At 63.4% G+C, this 24,496-nt stretch carries 16 protein-coding genes; 2 read left to right on the top strand and 14 right to left on the bottom strand.

All coding sequences use genetic code 11. The features are described 5' to 3' along the window. Position 1: 1 nt before the first annotated feature. Positions 2-2,200 carry a TRAP transporter large permease subunit gene (locus BUA41_RS05880; RefSeq protein ID WP_072820708.1) on the top strand — a complete coding sequence of 733 codons (2,199 nt, stop codon included), beginning with the start codon at positions 2-4 and terminating at the stop codon, positions 2,198-2,200. Between the two features lie 79 nt (positions 2,201-2,279). Here the strand turns inward: BUA41_RS05880 and BUA41_RS05875 are convergent, their stop codons facing one another. The 7 genes from BUA41_RS05875 to BUA41_RS05845 form a co-directional block, all read right to left on the bottom strand. After that, on the bottom strand, positions 2,280-4,067 hold the full coding sequence (locus BUA41_RS05875; protein ID WP_245791855.1) for a putative bifunctional diguanylate cyclase/phosphodiesterase: 1,788 nt from the start codon (positions 4,065-4,067) through the stop codon (positions 2,280-2,282). Further along, on the bottom strand, positions 4,064-6,628 hold the full coding sequence (locus BUA41_RS05870) for an ATP-binding protein (protein WP_072820706.1): 2,565 nt from the start codon (positions 6,626-6,628) through the stop codon (positions 4,064-4,066). The genes BUA41_RS05875 and BUA41_RS05870 overlap by 4 nt, the downstream gene beginning before the upstream one ends. Positions 6,629-6,844: 216 nt before the next feature. Then, the gene (locus tag BUA41_RS05865) at positions 6,845-7,612 is read right to left on the bottom strand and encodes a DUF3726 domain-containing protein (protein ID WP_072820704.1); all 768 of its coding nucleotides are present in this window, start codon (positions 7,610-7,612) and stop codon (positions 6,845-6,847) included. Between the two features lie 27 nt (positions 7,613-7,639). Further along, positions 7,640-9,391, bottom strand: a complete 1,752-nt coding sequence (locus BUA41_RS05860) for a hypothetical protein (protein WP_072820702.1) — start codon at positions 9,389-9,391, stop codon at positions 7,640-7,642. Next, the gene (locus BUA41_RS05855; protein ID WP_072820700.1) at positions 9,378-10,973 is read right to left on the bottom strand and encodes a BCCT family transporter; all 1,596 of its coding nucleotides are present in this window, start codon (positions 10,971-10,973) and stop codon (positions 9,378-9,380) included. The genes BUA41_RS05860 and BUA41_RS05855 overlap by 14 nt, the downstream gene beginning before the upstream one ends. Positions 10,974-11,032: 59 nt before the next feature. Next, positions 11,033-12,025, bottom strand: coding sequence for a dipeptidase (locus BUA41_RS05850; RefSeq protein WP_175546934.1), 993 nt, complete (start codon positions 12,023-12,025; stop codon positions 11,033-11,035). Between the two features lie 149 nt (positions 12,026-12,174). Then, positions 12,175-13,623, bottom strand: coding sequence for an aldehyde dehydrogenase family protein (locus tag BUA41_RS05845; RefSeq protein WP_072820698.1), 1,449 nt, complete (start codon positions 13,621-13,623; stop codon positions 12,175-12,177). Between the two features lie 119 nt (positions 13,624-13,742). Here BUA41_RS05845 and BUA41_RS05840 point away from each other — a divergent pair, with 119 nt between their 5' ends. Further along, the gene (locus BUA41_RS05840) at positions 13,743-14,699 is read left to right on the top strand and encodes a LysR family transcriptional regulator (protein WP_084671190.1); all 957 of its coding nucleotides are present in this window, start codon (positions 13,743-13,745) and stop codon (positions 14,697-14,699) included. Here BUA41_RS05840 and BUA41_RS05835 read toward each other — a convergent pair. The 7 genes from BUA41_RS05835 to BUA41_RS05805 all read right to left on the bottom strand — a co-directional run bounded on the left by BUA41_RS05835 (position 14,641) and on the right by BUA41_RS05805 (position 24,320). Next, complete coding sequence (locus tag BUA41_RS05835; RefSeq protein ID WP_072820694.1) at positions 14,641-15,684, bottom strand: ATP-grasp domain-containing protein; 1,044 nt, start codon at positions 15,682-15,684, stop codon at positions 14,641-14,643. The two genes, BUA41_RS05840 and BUA41_RS05835, sit on opposite strands and share 59 nt — an antisense overlap. A gap of 46 nt (positions 15,685-15,730) precedes the next feature. Then, positions 15,731-16,465 (bottom strand): Crp/Fnr family transcriptional regulator, encoded by a 735-nt coding sequence (locus tag BUA41_RS05830; protein ID WP_072820691.1) that lies wholly within the window; start codon positions 16,463-16,465, stop codon positions 15,731-15,733. Positions 16,466-16,544: 79 nt separating this feature from the next. After that, positions 16,545-17,366, bottom strand: coding sequence for a peptidylprolyl isomerase (locus tag BUA41_RS05825; RefSeq protein ID WP_072820688.1), 822 nt, complete (start codon positions 17,364-17,366; stop codon positions 16,545-16,547). 136 nt (positions 17,367-17,502) lie between these two features. Continuing rightward, on the bottom strand, positions 17,503-18,186 hold the full coding sequence (gene narI, locus BUA41_RS05820) for a respiratory nitrate reductase subunit gamma (RefSeq protein ID WP_084671188.1): 684 nt from the start codon (positions 18,184-18,186) through the stop codon (positions 17,503-17,505). A 13-nt stretch (positions 18,187-18,199) separates the two neighbouring features. Continuing rightward, positions 18,200-18,955 carry a nitrate reductase molybdenum cofactor assembly chaperone gene (gene narJ, locus BUA41_RS05815; RefSeq protein WP_371829239.1) on the bottom strand — a complete coding sequence of 252 codons (756 nt, stop codon included), beginning with the start codon at positions 18,953-18,955 and terminating at the stop codon, positions 18,200-18,202. 50 nt (positions 18,956-19,005) lie between these two features. Then, positions 19,006-20,571, bottom strand: a complete 1,566-nt coding sequence (gene narH, locus BUA41_RS05810; RefSeq protein ID WP_072820684.1) for a nitrate reductase subunit beta — start codon at positions 20,569-20,571, stop codon at positions 19,006-19,008. Continuing rightward, the gene (locus tag BUA41_RS05805) at positions 20,568-24,320 is read right to left on the bottom strand and encodes a nitrate reductase subunit alpha (protein ID WP_072820681.1); all 3,753 of its coding nucleotides are present in this window, start codon (positions 24,318-24,320) and stop codon (positions 20,568-20,570) included. Before BUA41_RS05805 ends, narH begins: the two co-directional genes overlap by 4 nt. Between the last annotated feature and the right edge of the window lie 176 nt (positions 24,321-24,496).

Here is a 24,496-nt window from a genome sequence, read left to right as displayed (position 1 = left end):
CATGGATCTTCAGATCAATTTTGTTTTGCCCCACTGGTTCTACTGGTCGGTACTGCTGGTACTGCCGCTGGTGGTGATGCTGTTCGTGGATCGCAGCTTTCGCCGCGGCGGCACGGTCAGCGGTGCGACGACTGGCGGTGCCCCCGCCGCTGAACAAGACACCGACTACCACCCCCCCGGCAATGCTCTGACCCGAGTCATCGACAAGGTCTCCGGCTTTACCGGGCGCTACGTCGCCTACTGGTCGCTGATCGCACCGCTTGTCTATTGCTACGAAGTCTTCGTGCGTTACGCCCTCAATTCGCCGACCAACTGGGCGCATGAATCCATGTTCCTGATGTTCGGCATGCAGTACCTGCTGGCCGGCGCCTTCGCCCTGCGCGAGGGGGGGCATGTGCGCGTGGATATCCTCTATGTGCGCGCCAAGCCGCTGACCAAGGCTGCACTGGACATCATGACCTCGGTGTTCTTCTTCATCTTCACCGTGGCGTTGATCACCACCGGCTGGACGTTCTTTTCTCAGTCGGTCAATCAGGAAATCTTCTTCTTCGGCCAGGGCTACGCCAACGAGACCTCCTTCACCGAGTGGTCGGTGCAGTACTACCCGGTCAAGTTCACCCTGGTGCTGGGTGGCGTCCTGTTGCTGCTGCAAGGCATCGCCCAGCTCATCAAGGACATCCAGGCCTTCGGTCATGCCCGAGCCCGTCACGAAGGGAGCTCGACCTTCGCCTGGCTGCTCGTGCTGCTGGGCATCGTACTCGCGCTCTATGCCTTGCATGAAGTCGTCAACGTGGTGGTCAACGACTACGAGAGCTTCCCGCTGAGCATCGAGAACAGTCTGGCCAACGTCAGCATCGGCACCCTGACCGCCCTGATGTTCGGCACCCTGATGCTGGTGCTGGTGGCCGGCCTGCCGCTGGCCTTCGTCACCGGCGGTCTCGGCGTGGTGTTCCTGTACCTGGTCGGTGATCAGTTCATGCTCAACCTGATCCCCTCGCGCATCTTCCCGATGATGACCAACTATCAGTTGTCGGCGATCCCGTTGTTCATTTTCATGGCGGCGGTACTGGAAAAGGCCGGGTTGATCGAGGAGTTGTTCGACACCGTCTACAAGTGGATGGGCGGACTCAAGGCCGGCCTGGCCATCGCCACGGTAGTCGCCTCGACCCTGCTGGCGGCCATGGTCGGGGTGATCGGCGCCGCCGTGGTAACCATGGGCCTGATCGCCCTGCCGGCGATGCTCAAGCGCCACTATGATCCCGAGATCGCCATCGGCTCGATCATGGCCGGGGGTACCCTGGGCATCCTGATCCCGCCGTCGATCCTGGCGATCATCTATGGTGTGGTCGCCCAGCAGTCGGTGGGCGAGCTCTATCTCGGCTCGTTGATTCCCGGCCTGCTGCTGGCCGCCATGTATGGGTTCTACTGCTGGCTGCGCGGCGCCATCAATCCCAAGGCGGCCCCGCCGTTACCGGTGGAAGATCGCGTCAGCACCAGGGAGAAGCTGCGGCTGCTGCGCAACATGCTGGCACCGATCATCCTGGTGATCGTGGTGCTGGGGGTGATCTTCACCGGCCTGGCCACCCCGGTGGAGGCCGCCGGCATCGGCACCTTCGGCGCGCTGATCGTCTCCGCCATGCACGGACGCCTGACCTGGCCCAACCTGCACGCGGCGTGCATGACCACCCTGGTAGCCACGGCCATGGTGATGTGGATCATCTTCGGCGCCACCATCTTCGTCGGCTTCTACATCCTCCAGGGCGGACAGGAGTTCGTGCAGGAGTTGATCTCCGGTGCCGGCCTCGGTCCTTACGGGGTGCTGATGGTGATGATGGTGCTGCTGGTGGCCCTGGGCATGTTCCTCGACTGGGTAGGCATTCTGCTGCTGGCGGTGCCGATCTTCGTGCCGCTGATCCAGCCGCTCTCCTTCGACGGCCTGTTCGGGCTGCCCGGGGTCGACGCGGCCAACGTCTCGCTGTGGTTCGGCGTCATCTATCTGGTCAACATGCAGATGTCGTTCCTGAGCCCCCCGTTCGGCTATGCGCTCTTCTACATCAAGGGTGTGTGCCCGCCGCACATCACCATGGCGCAGATCTTCAAGTCGTCGCTGCCCTTCCTGGGCATCCAGGCGCTCGGTCTGCTGCTGGTGATCCTCTTCCCGGCGCTGATCACCTACCTGCCCAACCTGGTCTATCGCTAGCGATACGCCGGCATGACGAAGCCCCGCCCGATTCGCTGCCGTGAATCGGGCGGGGGTTTTTCGATGTCGGGTTTCCTGTTCAAGGATCCAGACACGCACGCAAGTTCGCAAGGCCAGGTTCTGCTTCGCGACACAAGGCAACCAGCTCGTCCGCGGTGAGCGGGGCGGAATAGAGGTATCCCTGACCCACGTCACAGCCCAGGCCCTTGAGCAACTTGGCCTGATCCCGGGACTCGATGCCTTCGGCCACCGCCAGGCAGCCGCAGCCGTGTGCCAGGGCGATGATCATCCTGACCAGACGCTGGTCTTCGGGATTGTCGGCCAGCCCATCGACGAAGGCGCGGTCGATCTTGAGGACCGACACCGGCAGGGCCTTCAGATAGGCCAGGGAGGAGTAGCCGGTTCCGAAATCATCGATGGCGATGCGAATGCCGGCACGCGACAGCAACGTCAACTGCGTCCGGGCCGTCTCGACATCGACCATCAGGTCGGATTCCGTGACTTCCAGGGAGAGGTGCTGGCAGGGAAGCCGATGATCGACAAGTAGCGACAGCAGGCGCTCGGCAAAGTTCTTCTGGGACAGCTGCCGGGCCGCGACATTGATCGCGACATCGAACTCGTCGGCGATGCGGCCCTCGGCGTACCACTGGGCAGCTTGACGGATGGCGGCCTCGAGGGCCCAGGCTCCGATGGCCAGGATATCGCCGCTGGCCTCTGCCAGCGGAACGAACTCTTCCGGGGGCACCCAGCCGAGATTGGGATGGTACCAGCGCAGCAGGGCTTCGACGCCCTGGACGCGGCCATCCACCAAGGACACCTTGGGCTGGTAGGTCAGCGAGAACTCTCCGCGCAGTACCGCACCGTGCAGCGCCTGTTGCAGGGAAAGGTGCTTCTGCTGCGCGGCCTCCAGGCCCCGCGTATAGCTCTGGATATGCCGATTGTCCCGCTGGGGGAGCGGCAGCGCCAGCGCCGCCATCTGCACGAGACGCTCGGGCTCGCCTCCCTGGGCGAAGTGCACGCCGATGCGCGCCTTGAGGGGGAGCAGCAGGTCGCCGACATGATGATTGGTCTGGATGTGCTCGTGAACCACCAGGGCCAGGCGCTCCAGGGAGGCGAGGTCCGTGGCATCGGCCCAGACGATCAGCAGTTCGCTTCCGGCCCACAGCCCGAGATAGTGGGACGCGTCGAGCTGCTCCTCGAGCGAGTCCCCCAGCCCCCACAGCAGGGTCTCGGTCACGCCGTAGCCATGCAGACGAACGATATCGTCCAGGCTGTCGAGGGCGATGAACAAGAGTCCTATCGAGCGCCCCGCCCGGGCAAGGGCGTCGAGGTGCTGCAGCAGGGCACGGCGGTTGGGCAAGCCGGTAATGGGATCGGTACGCGACTGGTACTCCAGCTGGCGGGTACGCTCGGCCACCATTAGCTCGAGCTCGTCGGCCTGGCGATCGCGCACCTGATAACGGTGCTGCACGGCAAGCACGTTATTCAGCCTCTGGATCACCTCGTCGTGCCTCAAGGGCTTGCCCAGAAAGTCCCTGACGCCCATGCTCAGGGCACGCAGGCGGGTCTGATCGTCGATCTGGGCGGTGAGCACGATCACCGGAGGCATCTGTTCGGCGAAATGACTTTCCAGTTGCTCCAGCACCTGAAAGCCATCCAGGTGCGGCATGCGAATGTCCAGCAGGATCAGGTCCGGACGTTGTCGGCGGCAGTGATTGAGTACCTGGCGAGGATCGCTGACGCCCTCCAGCTGCTCGAAGCCGTGTTCCTCGAGCAGCGTCTCCAGAAGCTCTATGTTGGTGGGCTGATCGTCCACGATCAGCACCCGCTTGCTGGCGAGTTCCATCGGGCAATCCACTTCGTTCATGACGTCGCTTGCCTGCCTTGTAGTGCCTGGGAGATCGCGTCGAGCAGCTCGGCGATATCGATGGGCTTGGTCAAGAAGCCGGTGAAGTCTGCCCTGCGCCCCTGCTGAATGTCCCGCGACATGGCATTGGCCGACAGACCGATCACCGGCAGATCCCGGTACCGGGGGTCCTGGCGCAGCCTGGCCAGGGCCTGGTGGCCATTCATCCCCGGCAGGTGAATGTCCATCAGGATCAAGTCGAAGGGCTGGTGCTGCAGCAGCGACAGGCCGATTTCGGCGCTCGGCGCCACGTGCAGTGCCATGTCGTGGCAATCGAGGAAGATATCCTCCATCAGGCGCTGGTTGGCGGGATTGTCCTCGATGTACAACACCTCCCAATGTCGACCAGCGGATTCCCGGGAGGCGCCGGTGGTCGACATTTCACGCGGTGCCGTCGCCGCTTCGTCACACTCGGCCAGGGGCAGCTCGAACCAGAAGTCGCTACCCTGACCCGGCCGGCTGTCGACACCGATCTCTCCCGCCATGTGTTCGACGAGCTTCTTGGTCAGGGAAAGACCGATACCGGTGCCTTCGATGCCCCCATGTTCGGCGTCGAGACGGTTGAAGGGCTGGAACAGTTCGTCACGCCGCTCTTCGGCGATACCGGGTCCCGTGTCGCTGATGATCACTCTCAGCCGTTGCCCCCGGCGATGGTGATGGATTCGCACCCGTCCCGGATGGGAATTGTACTTGATGGCGTTGGAAAGCAGGTTGAGCAGCACCTGCTTGAGGCGCGTGTAATCGGCGCGTACCTGCAGGGTGGCGGCCGGTTCGTCCACCGCGATCGTGACCTGGGCGGCTCGGGCGGCGGAGGTCAGCGTCTCGACCACATCCTTGATGACCCCCTGTAGCGCAATGCCTTCCAGGGAAAGCTGCAGACGACCCGCTTCGATACGGGAAAGATCCAGTACCTCGTTGATCAGGTTGAGAAGATGCGTGCCGCTCTTCTCGATATGCGCCACCTGGCGCCGCTGTCGTTCGTCGAGAGAGGCACGGCGACTGTTCATCAGCAGTTGAGCGAAGCCGAGAATGGCATTCAGCGGCGTGCGCAGTTCATGGCTCATGGCGGAGAGAAACTCGCTCTTGGCCTGGCTGGCGCGCTCCGCCTGGTCCCGGGCAGAGGCCAGGGCCTGCATCACTTGCTCGCGTTCGGCGAACTGGCGGTAGAGATTGATCAACAGGGCACAGGTCGCCGTGAACGGCTCGAGCCGCCGGAGCAGCGCTTCGTCATAGCCATGGTGTCCGTTGGCAATGGCGTACATGCCGATCAGCGTCTGTCCGTCGTGGATTGGCACCCCCAGGAAATTGTGCAGCCGAGGGTTGTCCGGTGGGAAGCCGCCTTGCCTGGGATGGCGGTAAAGGTCATCGGTCATGACCGTCTCCCCCCGGGCGAAGACCCGCCCCAGCAGACTGTCGGAATTGGAGAGCGTCACGACGCCACTGCGCAGCCCCTGCATCAGCCCGGGCGACTGCTCACCCCAGATGAGCTCGGTGATGGCGTGAATTCTCAACGCCGGCCCATCGTCCTGTTCGATCACCTCGCCGATCAGGGCGTAGTCGCTGAGCGTCAGCTTGCGCAGCGCCTGCAGCAGGAAATCCCAGAGCCGCTCGCCGGACATCAAGGCCTGGTAGTCGGTAATCCCCTGGTGCAGTACCTTGAGCAGCAGGGCCTGACGGTGTTCCTCGGTGATATCGTGGGCGACGGAAACCACGCCTCGGGTGTCACCGCACTCATCGATCAGAGGTGAAATGGTGATCTCGAACTGGCGGTTGTTGATGGGCGGCAACAGCACGTTGCGCGACTCGCGATGTGCGATGACCTCGCGCTCCCCCTGTTCCAGCTGCTCCACCACCGCGGCCGAGAAGTAATCACCGAGACGCGCCTCGCCGGTCAGGTTTTCTGCCTTTTCATTCATCAGCGCATAGCTGGCCCGATTGGCGGCAAGAAAACGGCCTCGCCGATTGCGCACGTAGATGGGCTCCCGGCAGCTGTCGAACACGTTGTAGAACAGCAGCGAGAGCTTCCGATGGTGTTCTTGCTGCTGGCTTGCCTCCCCGAGTCGCACGTGCAGGCGCAACAGCTGTTCGGCCTGACGGACCAGCCCAAGCAGCTGGTGGCGCTGGGCCTCACCGAAGCCTCGGGGATGGGTATCGAGCACGCAGAGGCTGCCGACCGGACGCTCCTTTTCCAGCGCGATCGGGCACCCCGCAAAGAAGCGAACCTGCGAGGCCTGGTCCGCGAACGATGGCGACGCCTGGGTATCCTCGATCACCAGCATCTCGTTGCTGGCCACGACCTGGCGACAGAAGGTGGCGCCATCGGCAACGCAGAGCATCACCTCCCGGGCAGAGGATGACCAGTATCGACCGAGACCGGGCAGCGACAGTATCACCATGGAGGTCGCGAAGAGATCGCGGGTCAATGCCGTGAGAGGCTCGAGATCGATATCCGTTCGGGAACAGAGCGTGCGTAGTACCTCTCGCGACCGAGCGACCTCAGCCGAGGTTTCGAAGCCACCCATGACCACTCCCTGTATCAGTAATACGCACTGGTATTGCTGGCGTAGCTCTTATAGTTTTTCGATTATCACGATCTTGTCGATAAATAGAACTTTAGCGTGTCGGAGGCCATCGGGTAAGGCGTTTCTTTAAGTAAAGCTCAATATGAGGCGTTTGTGCGCTTCTCGAGGAGGGTGATGGCAGCATTGAAGAAAGCAGTCGGCAGGTCGCGCGCTTCGTCAGTCGTCATCGCGGCTGCCGGCACCGGCACCTTCCCGCGAGGCATCGCTTGCCTCCACCAGGATACGCGATGCCAGGCTCTTGAGCCGCTGCCAGAGAGTGTCGTCGACCTCGATGCCCTCGGCAAAGGCGCGTTCACGGCAGGCCAGCAGCTCGGATTCCCCCTGTTGCGCCAGCAGTTCATAGCGATACTCCGAGCGCATCGCCGGCAGCAGGTCGACGTGATTGGCAAGCACCAGGGTAATGCCGTCGTTGGGCTCGTTCTCCTCGGGAACCTCTCGCACGGCGTAGACACGGATCTCCGGCACCGTGTGGTTGGCACGAAAGCCCACCACCTGCTCGGTCAGCGGCATCTGGGCGTTGCGCCAGAAGGCCGTGACGTTCATGCCGCGTCCTGCCAGGCGGGAGAGATAGCCCAGGATCAACTGGCGGTTGTGGCAATGGCGAATCTTGATGATCGCCAATCCCCGGGCCCGCGCCTTGGCAAAGCCCAGCTCCACCGCCAGGCTCGAGGCACGCAGCACGCTCTGTCCGTGGCCGTCGAGCACCGCCAGGTCACCATCGCAGTAGAGCATGCCGGGCAGCTCATCGGGATCTTCGCGCAACAGATGGTCCAGTCCGCGGCCGAGGGCATCGAGCCCTTCCAGGCCATGACACTGCATCCAGGCCACCATGTCCGCCGCATCCGCCGCCTCGCCTTCCTCGAAGCCCATGCCGCTGAACGCCTGGCGGCAGAGGCCCTGCAGTTCGTTGTAGGAGACTTTCATGGCAAGGCCCTCCCGAGGTTGCCTGGCTCACCCCTGTCGAGTCGCTGCTTCCACCACCGACACGCTTGCGATGCCGGGCTCCAGGGGAAAGCTCCAGTCGTCGAAATCGATCAAGTCCACCGGTTCGGCATTCAGCTCCTCGACCAGGGGCGCGCCCTGGAACAGGGTGATGCGGACCCAGCGGTCCGACTTGGGATCGAATCGGCTGGCACCGAAGAACGACAGTTTGGTGCGCAACAGGTGCATGGGTTTCATGTCGCGATGCCAGAGGTTGGCGCGAATCTCCCCGTAAGGCGTATCAGCCATGCTCTGGATGCGCCGCACGACCTCCTTGTGGCGAGGGTTGGCGATCAGAAATTCCACGACCAGGGCACGCGGATGCTCCTCCAGGAAGCGGCTCAGCGCCTCGTAGGCCTTGCGCACCCGGGGCGCGATCGCGAGCGGCATCTCCTTCTCCTGGCCGGGCTCCGCGTGGCGCATGCCGAGGCGTGGCTCCTCCTTCTCCGCCGAGCGATACCAGAACCAGTAACAGGCATCCGGTGCGTCGTAGTCTTCGTTCAGCGCCCAGTCGTAGTGGGTGTCGATCAGCTGCTTGAGGCGCACCAGGGGCATGTCCGGGACCAGCTCCATGCGCTCCTCGACGCCCATGTGATCCTCGAGCGCGTCCACTTGCCGCGGGTAGAGCTCGATCAACAGGGTGTTGATGAGCTCCTGAGTTTCCAGGGGCAGCGTATGCTCCCCCCAGGCCACCAGTTGCTGCCACAGGTCCGGCGCCAGAGGCACCTGCCGCAGCCAGGCCACTACCCCGGGCAGTGCCGCGACCGTGGCGGCATTGCGAGCGCTCTGCTCGACGTCCTCGGTGACGGTCTGCTCCAGGTGGCCCAGGGCGCGTCGGGTCAACTCGATCAGGCGTCCACGTTCCGCCTCGCTGGGCGATTGATCGATGGCCAGGGCCAGCGCCCGTTCGCGACAGTGGATCCACTGCTGGATCAGCTTGGGGTGATTGATCAGGAAAGGTGCCATGCCCAGGCCCGTGGAGTTGCCGATTCCCAGGTACCGGCCCAGTTCGGGATTCATGGCTACCGCGTTGGGCCCGCCTCGAGCCCGGGCGATATGCTCCACTTGGGCGATGGAGAAGTGGCGTAGCAGGTAGACGGCCAGCATCTGGGCCGAGAACGGCCGCCGAAAGTCCGGGTTGTCCCTGAGGCGAGCGAAATCGGCGATACCGAACTTGCCGTTGCCGTAGACGGCGGTAGTGCGATACAGATAGCCGACACGGGTCAGCCAGGCGGGATCCGGCTGGCGGCCGCTGGCCAGGGCCCGAGTGAAATGGACGAAGTTGCGCAGGCTGCGGTTGGCCCGGGACAGCACCAGCAGTCGCGGGTGCTGCCGGCCGGCCTCCTGCAACGGCACGTTGGTGGCCATCTGCTCGAGCAGGGACTCGTCCACCTCCCCTTCGACCAGCCCGAAGGTGACGTCCCAGGCCTCGGCGATGACCCGGTCGGAGCGCGCCGCATCGTCGAGAGGCTGGGAAAAGATCACCTCGTGGTAACGACCGTGGGGCGTCTGTACGCGGTAGATGGCGATGCCATGGCCTTCTTCGTCCAGCTCGAAGCGGCGACAGCTCACCTGCCAGTGCTGATGCGCCATCTGGCGCATCAGCGTGCGTACGAAGCTCAGACGACTGGCGTGAAGACTGCCCAGCCGTTCCAGGGCCATGACCTGCCTGGCCGGGCGCAGCGCTGGCTCCGCATCGGACCGCCCATCACGATCGAGCATGCTCCTTGTTCTCCTTGGGCTGCAGCAACAGCCCTTGCTCACGCGCCATGGCATAGGCCGCCTGGGGCCCCGTCCACAACGACGGCAGCAGTACCAGGGACACGGGAATGGCGGTAATGACGATGAACTGCTGCAGTACACTGATCTGTCCCGACCCCATGTACAGCAGGATGGCGGCCATCAGCGCCATGGCGACGCCCCAGAAGGCGCGAATGAAGGGGTTCGGATCGTCGTGCCCCGTGCCCACCACGGCGATGGCGTAGCTCATCGAATCGCCGGTGGTGGCGACGAAGATGGTGGTCAGCAACAGGATGGCCAGGGCCATGAAGGTGCCGCCGGGCAGTGCCTGGGCCACGGTCAGGGTTGCCACGTCGAACTGGAAGTTGTTGAGCGCCTCGCCGAGATCGATCATGCCGTTCATCTGATAGAAGATTCCCGAACCGCCCAGCAGCGTGAACCAGATGGTGGTGGCAATCGGCGCCATCACCGCCACGGCGAGGATCATCTGGCGAATGGTGCGCCCCCGGGAGATACGCGCCACGAAGATCGCCATCAGCGGGCCGTAGCCGATGAACCAGGCGAAGAAGAACACCGTCCACCACTGCATCCACCAGGCCGGCGCCGTCTCGGTGGTCATGGTCGCCATGGTGAAGAAGGAGGAGAGATACTCCCCGAAGCCTTGCAGATAGGCGTTGGTCAGAAACAGCGTGGGCCCCAGGAGGAAGATCGCCACGGCAATCGCCAGGGCCAGAAAGACGTTGAAGCGGCTCAGGAACTGGATACCGCGCTGGATGCCGGTCACCGCCGAGGTCACATAGACCGCACCGAGCACCCCGAGCACGACCAGTTGGGTGGCGTAACCTTGGGAAAAACCGAACAGTTCGTGCAATCCGAAACTGACCTGGGTGGCCAGGAAGCCGATCGGCCCCACGGTGCCCGCCACGACGGCGATGACGCAGAGCGCATCGACCAGGCCGCCGAGCCAGCCCCTCATCACGCTCTCCCCCAGCACCGGGTACAGCAGGGTACGCGGCCGCAAGGGCTGTCCCTTCACGTAATGCGAATGGGCCAGCACCACGGCGGTCAGCGATCCGAGTACCGCCCAGGCCAGAAAGCCCCAGTGCATGAAGGATTGCGCCAGGGCGCCGGCCACGGCTTCCGCGCTGCCCGCCTCGCTGTCGAAGGCCGGGGGCGTGACCACGAAGTGATAGACCGGCTCGCCGGCGGCAAAGAACACGCCCCCGCCTGCCAGCAGGGTGCACATGATGATCGATAACCACTTGAAGGTGCTGATTTCCGGGGTGTGCCGGTTGCCGACCCGAGCATTGGCCGCCGGCGTCATGGCCAGACCGATGCCGATGAAGAAGGTCAGCAGCAGCAACAGCTGGAAGAAGCTGCCCAGGGTCCTGGCGGTCCAGGCGAAGCCGGCGCTGATGCCGTTGGCGACCATGTCGATGTCGTAGAGCGACATCGCCACGAACAGCACGATGAAGCCGATGCTGACGCCGAGGACGACCGGGTCCCCCCAGCGTGAGGTATTGCTTTCCGATGACGAGTGACTCGCTGCACTGTCATTGCTCATGATAAAAGGCCCTTTGTTGTCGACTTTTGGTACTGGGCTTGGGCAAGACGCCATCGAAGTCAGGAAACGCTCGGCGGCGCGGCACGCTCGAGCAGTTCCACCCAATTGCGTCCCATGATGCGCCCTATTTCTTCCTCGTCGAATCCGCGCTGGCGGAGTCCGGCGATGAGGTTGGGAAAGTCGCGATTGTCTCGGAACCAGGACAGCGGGCGCGGCCAGCCGGCATTGGTCTGGCTTCCCTCGCCGTAATCCATCTCCTTCGACCAACGACCGTTGCGCATCCACTCCAGCACCGAGGTCGGCTGCGCCTGGCAAAGGTCGGTACCGATGCCGATATGCTCGATACCCATCAGGTCAGCCGTGGCCGCAATCATGTCACAGTAAGCCGCCAGGGTGCAGTCCGGGCCGTCCCTGAGATGGAACGGATAGGCCGAGAACCCCAGCAGGCCACCGGATTCGGCGATGGCTTCCAGCACCCTGTCCGACTTGTTGCGTCTGGCCGGGTGCCAGGCGTGGGGGTTGGCATGGGAGACGATCACCGGGCGCTCGGAGAGCTCGATGGCGTCCAGGGTCGAGCGTTCGGCGCTGTGGGACATGTCGATGACCATGCCCACCCGGTTCATCTCCTTGATCACCTGGCGGCCGAAGCGGGTGATGCCGCTGTCTTCCGCCTCGTAGCACCCGCAGGCCAGCAGGCTCTGGTTATTGTAGGTCAACTGCATGATCAGCAGGCCCAGGCGACGCAGCAGGGCGACCATGTCGATATCGTCCTCGATGGGCGAGCAGTTCTGGGCGCCCAGGAAGATGCCCACCTTGCCGGCCTGGCGGGCGCGCTCGATATCCGCCGCCTCGTGCACCGGCATGATCAGATCGTCGTGGGCCTCGAAACGCCGGTTCCACTCGCCCAGCCGCGACAGCGTCTCGCGGGCGTTCTCGTGATAGACCAGGGTGGCGTGCACCGCATCGACACCACCCTCGTGCATCTGCTCGAAGATCTCGCGAGACCAGTTGGAGTACTGCAGGCCATCGACGACGAGCATTTCCCGGGACATCTTCATGCTCCTCATGACGGGAGGATCGCTGAATAAATCGTCGAACGAAATGAAACGCAAGGCGCACGGAGCGCAGAAGACGAGACATAACATGGGGTTAGGCGAGTCTTTGAGCACCGCGCAACGCAGCGATTCGTTCGTGCAGACATTTAGTCGGTGATTCCTTTCACATAGCAGGTCTTGACCTGGGTGTAGAATTCTCGGGCGTAGCGACCCTGCTCGCGAGGGCCGAAGCTCGAGTCCTTGCGCCCGCCGAAGGGCACGTGATAATCCGTGCCCGCGGTGGCCAGGTTGACCATCGCACAACCGGTCTCGGCCCGCGCCTTGAAATCGCTGGCGATCCTCAGCGAATCGGTGATGATGCCGGCAGTCAGACCGAAGTGCGTGTCGTTGAGGGTCGTGATGGCCTCCTCGTAGTCGCGTACCTTGATCACGCAGGCGATGGGACCGAACACCTCCTCGCGATTGATCGCCATCTCGTTGCGGGTCCCGGTGAACAGCGTCGGTGCCATGTAATAGCCCTCGGTGTCGCGTGTCAGACGCTCGCCACCGAAGGCCAGGGTGGCACCGTCGGCCTTGGCACGCTCGACCCAGGCCAGATTGGATTCCAACTGGCGGGCATCCACCACCGGGCCGATCTGCGCTCCCTCTTCCAGGGCATGAGCGACCTTGACGGTCTTGAGCTTGTCGATCAGCTTCTCGACGAAGGCATCGTGCACGGCCTCGACCACGATCAATCGCGACGAGGCCGTGCACTTCTGGCCGGTACCGGAATAGGCGCCTGCGAAGGCGGCCTCGACCGCCAGGTCGAGATCCGCATCCGCGGCGACGATCAGGGCGTTCTTGGAACCCATCTCGAGCTGGCATTTCACCAGGTTGCCGGCGGTGGCGGCGGCCACCCGGCGTCCCACGTCCAGAGAGCCGGTGAAGCTCACCGCATCGATGTCGGGGCTCGAGACAAGCGCATCGCCGACACGGCTTCCCGAGCCCATCAGCAGGTTGAAGGCGCCGGCCGGTAGATTCTGGCGGCTGATGATCTCGGTGAGCGCCCAGGCACTGGCCGGCACCAGATTGGCCGGCTTGAAGATCACCGCGTTGCCGAAGGCCAGCGCCGGGGCGATCTTCCACACCGCGGTGGCCAGGGGAAAGTTCCAGGGGCTGATGATGCCCACCACGCCCACGGGTTCGCGGCGGGTCTCCACCTCGACCCCGGGGCGCACCGAGTCGACCCGATCATCGATCTGGCGCAGTACCTCGGCGGCATAATAGTGGAAGAACTGACCCGAGCGATGGACCTCCCCGACACCCTCCGCCAGGGTCTTGCCCTCTTCCCGGGAGAGCAGGCGACCCAGTTCGTCCTTGCACGCGATCAGTTCGTCACCGATCGCCATCAGCACCGCATAACGGGCTTCCAGGCCGCTTTTCGCCCACTGTGCCGCGCCCCGGCGCGCCGCGACGATGGCCTGCTGGACCTGATCGGTGCCGGCCTGGGCGAATTCGCCGATCGTATCGCTGGTATCCGATGGGTTGAGGTTGGTCAGGGTGTCCGTACCGGCCAGCCAGTCGCCGTCGATGTAGAGAGAGTGCACCAGGGACATGAAAACCTCCTGCAAGATTGCTGTCAGGCTAGCGAAGATTGGTCTATAAATATAATCAATTATAAAAATTGAACGATAAACTTAACTTACTGCTTGAAGCGTGAAGAGGAAAAGGCACGGTGCCACCGGAATTGAAAATTCAGCCATTGCGCTACGTGCTGGCTATCGTCGATGAAGGCGGCTTCAACGCGGCGGCACGGCAGCTGCACCGTAGCCAACCGGCGCTGTCCATGGCGATCAAGGAGCTCGAACAGCGCTTGGGAGAACCATTGTTCGAGAAAAGCGGCAAGGTAGAGCTGACACCCTTCGGCAGCTACTGCCTGCCACGGTTTCGGGAATTCATCGCCCAGCACGACCGGCTGAGTCGTGAGCTCAAGGCGCAGGTCGACAAGCAGGCCGGGCGTCTCGATATCGCTACCGTGCCCTCGGTCGCCAGCCGGCTCATGCCCGACATACTGGGGGGATTCATTGCTCTTTATCCCGAGCTCAAGGTCAGCCTGCAAGACGGCAACGCAGAATTCGTGCGCCGTCAGGTGACGAGCGGTGAAGCGGACCTAGGAGTGGGCAGCGTATGGCAGGGAGATGATGAGCTAGATTTCAAACCATTGATGCGCGACAGGGTCGGGGTGGTATGTCGCGACGATCACCCTCTCGCCTCGCGTGAGGCGCTCGATTGGCAGGAACTGCAAGGCCATGCGTTGATCGGCAACGGGACATCACGCCTGCTGGAAGGCACCAAGGCGGCACCGCTGATCGAGCAGAACGCCTATTTCGTCGCCAACATGATTTCGCTGACGGCGATGCTCGAAGCCGGCGTGGGCATCACTACATTGCCACAGTTGGCCTTCCCGGAAGAACATCCACGGCTTCGCTTCATTCCCTTCGCCGATCCCAACGTCGAGCGCGAGATCGGTCTGCTAAAATCCGCGCGCCGCAGCCTGTCGCCGGCGGCTCAGGCGATAGGAGCCTTCATCGTGGAGAGCATCGAGCGAGGCAGTGCAAGTTGGCGTCAAGGCGTCATGCACTCCTCTCTTCTCGCGCGTGGGTACACTCCCCGACGAAATCCTCGATCATGAAGTCTTCGAAGGAGAACGTTCCGTCCACCCAGGCAAGCTCCTTCGTCCAGTAGCCGGGACAGGGACGGTGCACCGCTGGCCAGAAACTGTGACTCACCTCCACGATCATCGGGCCGCTCTCGCCGAAGACAAAGTCGTAGGCGGCGCATTGGGAGCCGAGCTGCTCGGTGACGTCAAAGGCGACCTTCAGGCACTCTTCGGGAATCTGCCGGGGATCGTAGACGATGTGCCCGCTACCCGAGGCCCGGAAATCGCCTTCCTGCACCAGCCTCTTGATGGCAAACGCCCGGGCGCCGATGACGACGACGCGAATATCGTGATCGTTGTCGGGAACGAAATCCTGAAAATAGACGTAGTTCCTTTCGATAGACCTATTGCTCGCCACCTTGGCTGTGGGGAAGAGGACGCGGTAGACGCCCCGGCCGATACCGACGAAGGATTTCAAGCTCTTTTCCCGCCAGAAACGCCGCATCCGCGTGTTGAGATAGTGAACACGGCTCTTGGCCCTGTAGCCGGAACCGAAGGCCTTGCGAATGAAACGAATGGCTGCCTTCTTGTCCCTCGCGATGCGCACATTTTCAGAGAGTATTCCGCCTCTGAGTTTGAACACCTTGGGAAACTCGGTGGTATTCGTCCATGCGATCGCCTGGCGTTCATCATAGAAGAGGTGGGTGGGAATGAGCGGCGCATCCAGCGCTTCGAGCAGATACTTCTGCGCTATCTTGTCGTCGTAGTGCCAGATGGTGGCGCTGCCGGGAAAGACTTGCTTGCCCATTGCCTCGAGCGCGACGGTCAACTGCCTGGCAAACAGCAGCGCCTTGGTATCGTCCTCTTTCCAGTGCCACATCAACCCGCTGCAAGGATGCATCTCTTCGATGATATTGGATGCATAGCAATTGACTACCTTGTAAGCGATACGGTGTCTTTCACAATATTCGATCCATTTATCGCTAAAGCTTCCCGAACGAGCATGAATAGCTATCATATTTTTATCATTGAAAGTTTAATGTGGTGACGCCACCGGCGAGCCCCTAATGCCTTTTCGCCATCAGCTCACGCAGCTGCTGGTCATCGTGCACGATCAGTCGCGCGCGCTCGACGCTGATGGCCCCGGTCTCGCGCAGGCGGGTCAGCAATCGCGACAGGGTCTCGGGAGTCATCGCCAGCTGGGCTGCCAGCAGGTACTTGGGCGTATCCAGGTGGACCACGCCGGGGAGCCGGGGCGGCACCGGCAACTGGCGCAGGATGAAGCCGATCAATCGCGACATGGCATCGCCCTGGGTCAACAGTACCATGTCCTCCAGACGATCGGTCAGTTCCTCGGAGAGTTGCAGCATGAACTTCGCACGGCAGTCGGGACTGGCGTCGACGTATTGCCAGCACAGGGCCAGATCCAGCACCAGCACATGGGTGCGGGCCAGCGCTTCGGCGGAATAGAGGTAACGCGGCTTGTCCGAGAGCATGCTCAACTCGCCCACGGTATCGCCGCGCTCGGCGCAGCGGATGGTCGCCAGACGACCATCCTCGGCGGTCCGCACCAGGCGCACACCGCCACCGAGCACGACATACAGCCAACGTGCGGCCTCGCCCTGGTGGAACAGCCATTCATGATGCTCGACGACCCGGACGCAGGACGAGGCCATCAGGTCATCCAGCTGCTTGGCTTCGAGATGCCTGAGCCAGGGGACCTTGATCACCAGCTCGCGCAGATGTTGTGGCTTGGTCGATACCTCATCCTGTGACGTGTGCGAAGTCCCGGAACTCATGATCGTTATACCTTTTCCATCCGCCGGCCGCCCGGTAGGGCGGGCCCTTGCCTCCACCAGTGGCCCCGGAAGGGCCACGCTATTGCATCAAGGCGCCATCCGCATCCTCGTCCAGGGCCAGCCCCTCGACACCGTAGGTCTCCTCCAGCGCCAGCAGGTAGTGGCGCAGGGCGCGTCGGGTGGCCTGCTCGTGCAGCGTATGGTGTACCTTGTCGGCGACCGCCTCGAAGGGCAGCGGCTGGGCCTCGACTCGCTTGTCGATGCTGACCAGGTGCCAACCGTAACGCGATGCCAGGGGGCGATCGTGCAGCCCTTCGGGCAGGTGTTGCAGGGCACGGTCGAGTTCGGGCACGGTCTGCCCGGCGGTCAGCCATCCCAGCTCCCCACCTTCGTCTTTTGAGGGGCAGGCGGAATGACGCAGCGCGAACTCGGTGAAGCGTTCGGGTACCACCGTCAGTTCCTCGAGCAGCTCGACACCCTCGTGATACTGGGCATCCCGGGTCTGGGCATCATCTGGCGCCGCGGCCAGCAGGATGTGCCGCACCTTGAGCTGCACCGGGTCATAGAAGCGCTCCGGGTGGGCTTCGAAGAAGCGCTTGCAGGCGGTCTCGTCCGGCTCCGGCACCTCGAGCTCCCGGTCCAGCAGTTCGGTCATCGCGGCGTCGTTCTCGACACCCTGGGCATCCACCACGGGGGGCAGACCGAGTTCCACCGCCCGCTGGCTCAGCAGCTCGCGTACCACCAGGGCCCGGGCTGCCTTGAGCTGGGCTTCACCCACGGTCTCCGAGGGGTGGTACTGCATCTCCTGGGCGATCGCCTCTTCGGCAATCGCCACGTCACCGACCCGAATCGGGGGAGCGGCGCTCCCCCCGGGCAGGTTCTCGACTTCGATCAGTTGCATAGCTTATCTCCTCAACCTCAAAACTGAGCGTGCGATGGCCAGGCTAGGCGGAGAGCGGCGAAAATGCGGAGTTTACCGAAGTAAATGAGCAGTTTGATGCCGATCTCCAACAACGCCTGGTCAAGCAAGGCCAGTTTTAGCCTCTACGTCTGACAATCTGGTAATTCCGTCCCAAGTAACCGAGGGGAATGCTCCAGACGTGCACCAGACGGCTGAACGGGAACAGCAGGATGATGGTCAGGCCGAGGAACACGTGCAGCTTGTAGATCCAGGACACCTCCGCCATGTAGTCCGCCGCGCCACCGCTGAAGAACACGATGGACTGCGCCCAGGCCGCCAGGGTCAGCATCATCTCGCCGTCCAGGTGTCCCAGGGAGAAGAACACGGTGATGATGCCGAGCGCTGCCTGGAAGACGATGATTCCCAGGATCAAGGTGTCCATGAGGCTGGAGGACGCCTTGATCCGCGGGTTGGTGAGACGCCGATGCAGCAGCATGCCACCCCCGATCAGCACCAGCACGCCGGCGATGCCGCCGATGAGGATGGCCAGTACCTGCTTGGTGCCGGCACTCAGGAACGGTGCATAGACCCAGTGCGGCGTGAGCATGCCGAACAGGTGACCGAAGAAGATCACGATGATGCCGATGTGGAAGAGATTGCTGGCCATACGCATGTTCTTCGATGACAGCATCTGGCTGGAGCCGGTCTTCCAGGTGAACTGGCCGTGATCGAAGCGCAAGAGGCTGCCGACCAGGAACACCGTACCCGCCAGGTACGGATAGTAGCCATAGATAAGATGTTGCAGATATTCCATGAACATGGCGATTCTCCTGTTAGCGATCGGCCACGATTGAGGATGCGCCCGGGTTGGGCATGATGCGAATCGGCTGACTCGCCACCTCGCGCTTGCGCTCGGCCAGCCGGCGGCCCTCGGCGGACTGCAGGGCGCAGTCCTCGTCGGACTGGGCGGAGAAGCGTACCGCCTCCTCCTCCCAGACCGCGTCCAGTGCCTCGGCGGTGTGATCCGGCTCCTCCTCCTTGACCTTGGGGCGGTGTGCCTCGATCTCGTCCTCGGCGCCGATCAGCCCGAGCAGGGCGGTGGGCACCAGGGCGTGGTCCGCGTCGCGCTCCTCGAGGCGCGCGGCCAGCAGGGCGAGGATATGGCGAATCTCGCCCAGCCAGCGCCCCACTTCCGCCTCGTCCCGGGTGGAGAGGAACTCGAGGAACACCGGCAGGTGGTCCGGCAGCTCCCTGGCATCGAGCACGAAGCCGGCGGCCTCGTACTCGGCGAGCAGGTCGACCATCGCCTGGCCGCGATCCCGGGACTCGCCATGCACGTGCTCGAACAGCAGCAGCGAGGTGGACTTGCCGCGATCGAAGAGCGCCACGTATTCGGCCTGCAGATCGAGCAGATCCGCCTCGAGAAGCCGTTGACACCAGCTCATCAGGGCCCGGCGCAGCGCCGGGCTCAGACGTTTCTCCTCGGCGAGGATCTCGATCATCTCCGGTGCGGCCTCTTGAAGCTCCGCACTCGGGTAGTCCAGCAGCCGAGCCAGCACGCGCAGGCTCAACAGCGTCTGGTCGCTCATGGCTGCCTCGTCCCTCACGGCTGCCTCGTCGCTCATGACTGCCTGGTTGCTCATGACTGCACCTCCTTCTCTTTCTCCGGCTGCGGATCGAAGGTCTCCACCGGCTGGACCAGGGTCGATCTCTGGCTGCGTCCGCCGAACAGATTGGTCCGATCGCTCCCGCCGTGGCAGCCGTCGCCGAAGCTGAAGCCGCACCCGCCGCGCTCGGCATAGGCATCCCGAGCCATCTCGCGATGGCTGGTGGGGATCACGAAGCGATCCTCGTAGTTGGCGATGGCCAGGTAGCGATACATCTCCTCCACCTGGGCCACGCTCAAGCCCACTTCGTCGAGCACGTCGGCCTCGGGGTTGCCTTCCACGTGCTTGCCGCGCATGTAGAGACGCATCGCCATCAGCCGCTTGAGTGCCAGTACCACCGGCGCCTCGTCACCGGCGGTGAGCATGTTGGCGAGATAGCGCACCGGGATGCGCAGCGACTCGATCTTCGGCAGGATGCCGTCGAACTCCACGTGACCCGCCTCCGCGGCGGACTGGATCGGCGACAGGGGCGGCACGTACCAGACCATCGGCAGGGTACGATATTCCGGGTGCAGCGGCAGGGCCAGGCCCCAGTCGATCGCCATCTTGTAGACCGGCGAAGCCTGGGCGGCACTGATCACGTTGTCCGGGATGCCGTCCTTGCGTGCCTGGGCGATGACCTTGGGGTCGTGGGGATCGAGGAAGATCTCGCACTGGCGATGGTAGAGATCGCGCTCGTCCTCGGAGGCGGCGACCTCCTTGATGCGATCCGCGTCGTAGAGCAGCACGCCCAGGTAGCGAATCCGCCCCACGCAGGTCTCGGAGCATACCGTCGGGTAGCCTACCTCGATACGCGGGTAGCAGAAGATGCACTTCTCGGACTTGCCGGTCTTCCAGTTGTAGTAGATCTTCTTGTAGGGGCAGCCGGAGATGCACATCCGCCAGCCGCGGCACTTGTCCTGGTCGATCAGCACGATGCCGTCTTCTTCCCGCTTGTAGATCGCGCCACTCGGGCAGGAAGCCACGCAGGTCGGGTTCAGGCAGTGCTCGCAGAGCCTGGGCAGGTACATCATGAAGGTATTCTCGAACTGGCCGTAGATGTCGGCCTGGACCTTCTCGAAGTTGACGTCCTTGCGGCGCTTGGCGAACTCGGTGCCGAGGATCTCCTCCCAGTTGGGGCCCCATTCGATCTTCTTCATGCGCTGCCCGGAGATCAGCGAACGCGGCCGCGCCACGGGCTGGTGTTCGCCGATCTTGGCAGTGTGCAGATGCTGGTAGTCGAAGGTGAACGGCTCGTAGTAGTCGTCGATCTCCGGCAGGTCGGGATTGGCGAAGATGTTCGCCAGCACCCGCCACTTGCCGCCGATGCGCGGTTCGATGCCGCCATCCTTGCGACGCAGCCAGCCGCCGCGCCACTTCTTCTGGTTCTCCCACTCCTTGGGATAGCCGATGCCCGGCTTGGTCTCGACGTTGTTGAACCAGGCGTACTCCATGCCCTCGCGGCTGGTCCAGACGTTCTTGCAGGTCACCGAGCAGGTGTGACAGCCGATGCACTTGTCCAGATTGAGGACCATGCCTACTTGTGAGCGAATCTTCATTTCACGGACTCCTGTTCGTAGTCATTGCCCTCGCCGTCCAGCCAGTCGATGCGCTTCATCTTGCGCACGATGACGAATTCGTCGCGGTTGGAGCCGACGGTGCCGTAGTAGTTGAAGCCATAGGCCAGCTGACCGTAGCCGCCGATCATGTGGGTCGGCTTGGGGCAGATCCGGGTCACCGAGTTGTGGATACCGCCCCGGGTGCCGGAGATCTCGGAACCGGGCACGTTCACGATGCGCTCCTGGGCGTGGTACATCATCGCCATGCCCACCTTGACGCGCTGGCTGACCACCGCCCGTGCGGCGATGGCGCCGTTGGCGTTGTAGAGCTCCATCCAGTCGTTGTCCTCGATGCCGATGGCCTTGGCATCATCCTCGGAGATCCACACGATGGGTCCGCCCCGGGACAGGGTCTGCATCAGCAGGTTGTCCGAGTAGGTGGAGTGGATGCCCCACTTCTGGTGCGGGGTGATCCAGTTCAAGGCGATTTCCGGATTGCCGTTGCTCTTCGGCGCATGCACGCTGGCCACCGCCTTGGTGTCGATCGGCGGACGATAGACCAGCAGGCTCTCGCCGAAGGCCCGCATCCAGGCATGATCCTGGTAGAACTGCTGACGACCGGAGATCGTGCGCCAGGGGATCAGCTCGTGAACGTTGGTGTAGCCCGCATTGTAGGAGACGTGCTCATCCTCGAGGCCGGACCAGGTCGGGCTGGAGATGATCTTGCGCGGCTGGGAGACCACGTCGTGGAAGCGGATCTTCTCGTCGTGCTTGGGCTCGGCCAGGTGCGTGTGATCGCGTCCGGTGATCTTGGACAGCGCGCCCCAGGCCTTGACCGCCACCTGGCCGTTGGTTTCCGGCGCCAGGGTCAGGATCACCTCGGCGGCGTCGATGGCCGTGTCGATGATCGGCTGGCCCTTGGCCGGCCCGTCCAGCTTGCGACGGTTGAGCTTGCCGAGCAGTTCGACCTCGGATTCGGTCTTCCAGCTGATGCCCTTGCCGCCGTTGCCGATGTTCTCGAGCAGCGGCCCCACCGAGGTGAAACGCTCGTAGGTGGCCGGATAGTCGCGCTTGACCTCGATCAGGCTGGGCATGGTCTTGCCGGGAATGGCCTCGCACTCGCCCTTCTTCCAGTCCAGCACGGTGGTCTGGGCCAGCTCTCCCGGGGAGTCGTGCTGCAGCGGCAGGGTCACCAGATCGGTTTCCTCGCCGAGGTGGCCGACACACACCCGGGAGAACTCCTTGGCGATGCCCTTGTAGATATCCCAGTCGCTGCGCGATTCCCAGGCCGGATCGGTGGCCGCGGTCAGCGGGTGGATGAACGGGTGCATGTCCGAGGTGTTGAGGTCGTCCTTCTCGTACCAGGTCGCCGTGGGCAGCACGATATCCGAGTAGAGGCAGGTGGTGGACATGCGGAAGTCCAGGGTCACCAGCAGATCGACCTTGCCTTCGGCGGCCTCCTCCTGCCAATCGACTTCCTGCGGCTTGATGCCGTCCATGCTGCCCAGATCCTTACCCTGGATGCCGTGGTTGGCCCCGAGCAAGTACTTGAGCATGTAGTCGTGGCCCTTGCCGGAACTGCCCAGCAGGTTGGAGCGCCAGATGAACATGTTGCGCGGGAAGTTCTGGGGGCTGTCCGGTTTTTCCGCGGCGAAGCGCAGCTTGCCGCTCTTGAGCTCATCGACCACGTAATCCGCGGTGGACTTGCCGGCGTCCTTGGCCGCCTTGGCCAGGCGCAGCGGGTTGGTATCGAGCTGCGGTGCGGAAGGCAGCCAGCCCATGCGCTCGGCGCGCACGTTGTAGTCGATCAGACTGCCCTGATGGTCCTCGGCCTTGGCCAGCGGCGAGAGGATGGACTTGATCTCGAGCTTCTCGTAACGCCACTGGCTGGAGTGATTGTAGAAGAACGAGGTGCCGTTCATCTGGCGCGGCGGGCGGCTCCAGTCGAGGCCGAAGGCCAGCGGCAGCCAGCCGGTCTGCGGACGCAGCTTCTCCTGGCCCACGTAGTGCGCCCAGCCGCCGCCGGTCTGCCCCACGCAGCCGCACAGGATCAGCATGTTGATCAGGCCACGGTAGTTCATGTCCATGTGGTACCAGTGGTTCATGCCGGCACCGACGATGATCATGCTGCGCCCGTGGGTCTTGTCCGCGTTGTCGGCGAATTCCCGGGCCAGACGGATGGCCTTCTCCGCGGGCACCCCGGTGATCTTCTCCTGCCAGGCGGGGGTATAGGGCTTGACCTGGTCGTAGCTGGTCGCGCCGTCGTCCTCGCCTTCCTTTCCGAAGCCGCGGTCGATGCCGTAGTTGGCACACATCAGGTCGAACACGGTGACCGCCAGTACCTTGCGGCCGTCGCCCAGGGTCAGGCGCTTGGCGGGCAGGCTGTGATGCAGTACCTCGTTGGCCTCGACATGGTCGAAGTGCTCGTGCTTGATGCCGCCGAAGTAGGGGAAGCAGACGCGGGCAATCTCGTCGTGACGCTCGGCCAGCGACAGGGTCAGCTTGACCTCCTTGCCGTCTGCGTCCAGGGGCTCCAGGTTCCAGCGACCTTCCTCGCCCCAACGGAAACCGATGGAGCCGCGGGGTACGACGAGGCGGTCGGAGGTCTCGTCCCAGGCGACGGTCTTCCACTCCGGGTTGTTGCTCTGGCCCAGGGCGTTCTCGAAATCCGAGGTACGCAGCTGACGGCCCGGCACGTAGCTGCCATCTTCACGGGTTTCCAGCTCCACCAAAAACGGCATGTCGGTGTAGCGGCGCACGTAGTCGGTGAAGTAGGCGCTGGGCTTCTCGAGGTGGAATTCCTTGAGAATGACGTGGCCGATGGCGATGGCCAGCGCGGCGTCGGTGCCCTGCTTGGGAGAGAGCCACTCGTCGCAGAGCTTGGAGACCTCGGCGTAGTCCGGAGTGATGGCGACGGTCTTGGTGCCCTTGTAGCGCACCTCGGTGAAGAAGTGGGCGTCTGGGGAGCGGGTCTGAGGCACGTTGGAGCCCCAGGCGATCAGATAGTTGCTGTTGTACCAGTCCGCGGACTCCGGCACGTCGGTCTGCTCGCCCCAGGTCTGGGGGCTGGCCGGCGGCAGGTCGCAATACCAGTCGTAGAAGGAGAGGCAGGCCCCGCCGATCAGCGACAGGTAGCGAGCGCCGGAGGCGTAGGAGACCATGGACATGGCGGGAATCGGCGAGAAGCCGATCACCCGGTCCGGCCCGTACTGCTTGGCGGTATAGACGTTGGCCGCGGCGATCAGCTCGTTGAGTTCGTCCCAGTCGGCACGCAGGAAGCCACCCAGGCCCCGGGTGCGCTTGTACTGCTTGGTCTTGGCCGGGTCCTCGACGATTGACGCCCAGGCATCCACCGGATCGCCATGGGTCTTGCGCGCCTCGCGCCACAGGCTGATCAGGGTCTGGCGCACCAGCGGGTACTTCAGGCGGTTGGCGCTGTAGAGGTACCAGGAGTAGCTGGCGCCACGCGGGCAGCCGCGGGGCTCGTGATTGGGCAGGTCCGGGCGGGTGCGCGGATAATCGGTCTGCTGGCTTTCCCAGGTGACCAGGCCGTTCTTGACGTAGATCTTCCAGCTGCAGGAACCGGTGCAATTCACGCCATGGGTGGAGCGCACGACCTTGTCGTGCTGCCAGCGCTGACGGTAGCCGTCTTCCCAGTAACGGGCTTCATCACGGGTTTCGCCATGGCCGTCGGCGAATTGCGGCGGCTTGTTGGCCAGGTACTTCAGTCGATCCAGAAAGTGACTCATGGTCGATCTCCAGGTTCCTCGAAAAAAAGAGCGAACCCTTGGGCTCACTCGGCCTGCCTTCGGTAGGGATGCGGTATCGCCCCCCTCCAGCGGCGGTGTTGAGGCTAATTCTGCGGTATCGGCAAGGTAATTTCGCCGTGGTTACCTCCACATACCCCGGGCCTACCTCCAAGGGG

The sequence above is a fragment of the Modicisalibacter ilicicola DSM 19980 genome, assembly GCF_900128925.1.
GTDB lineage: Bacteria > Pseudomonadota > Gammaproteobacteria > Pseudomonadales > Halomonadaceae > Modicisalibacter > Modicisalibacter ilicicola.
Note: the sequence above shows the minus strand (reverse complement) of the source record. Positions and strands in the feature narration are given on the sequence as shown.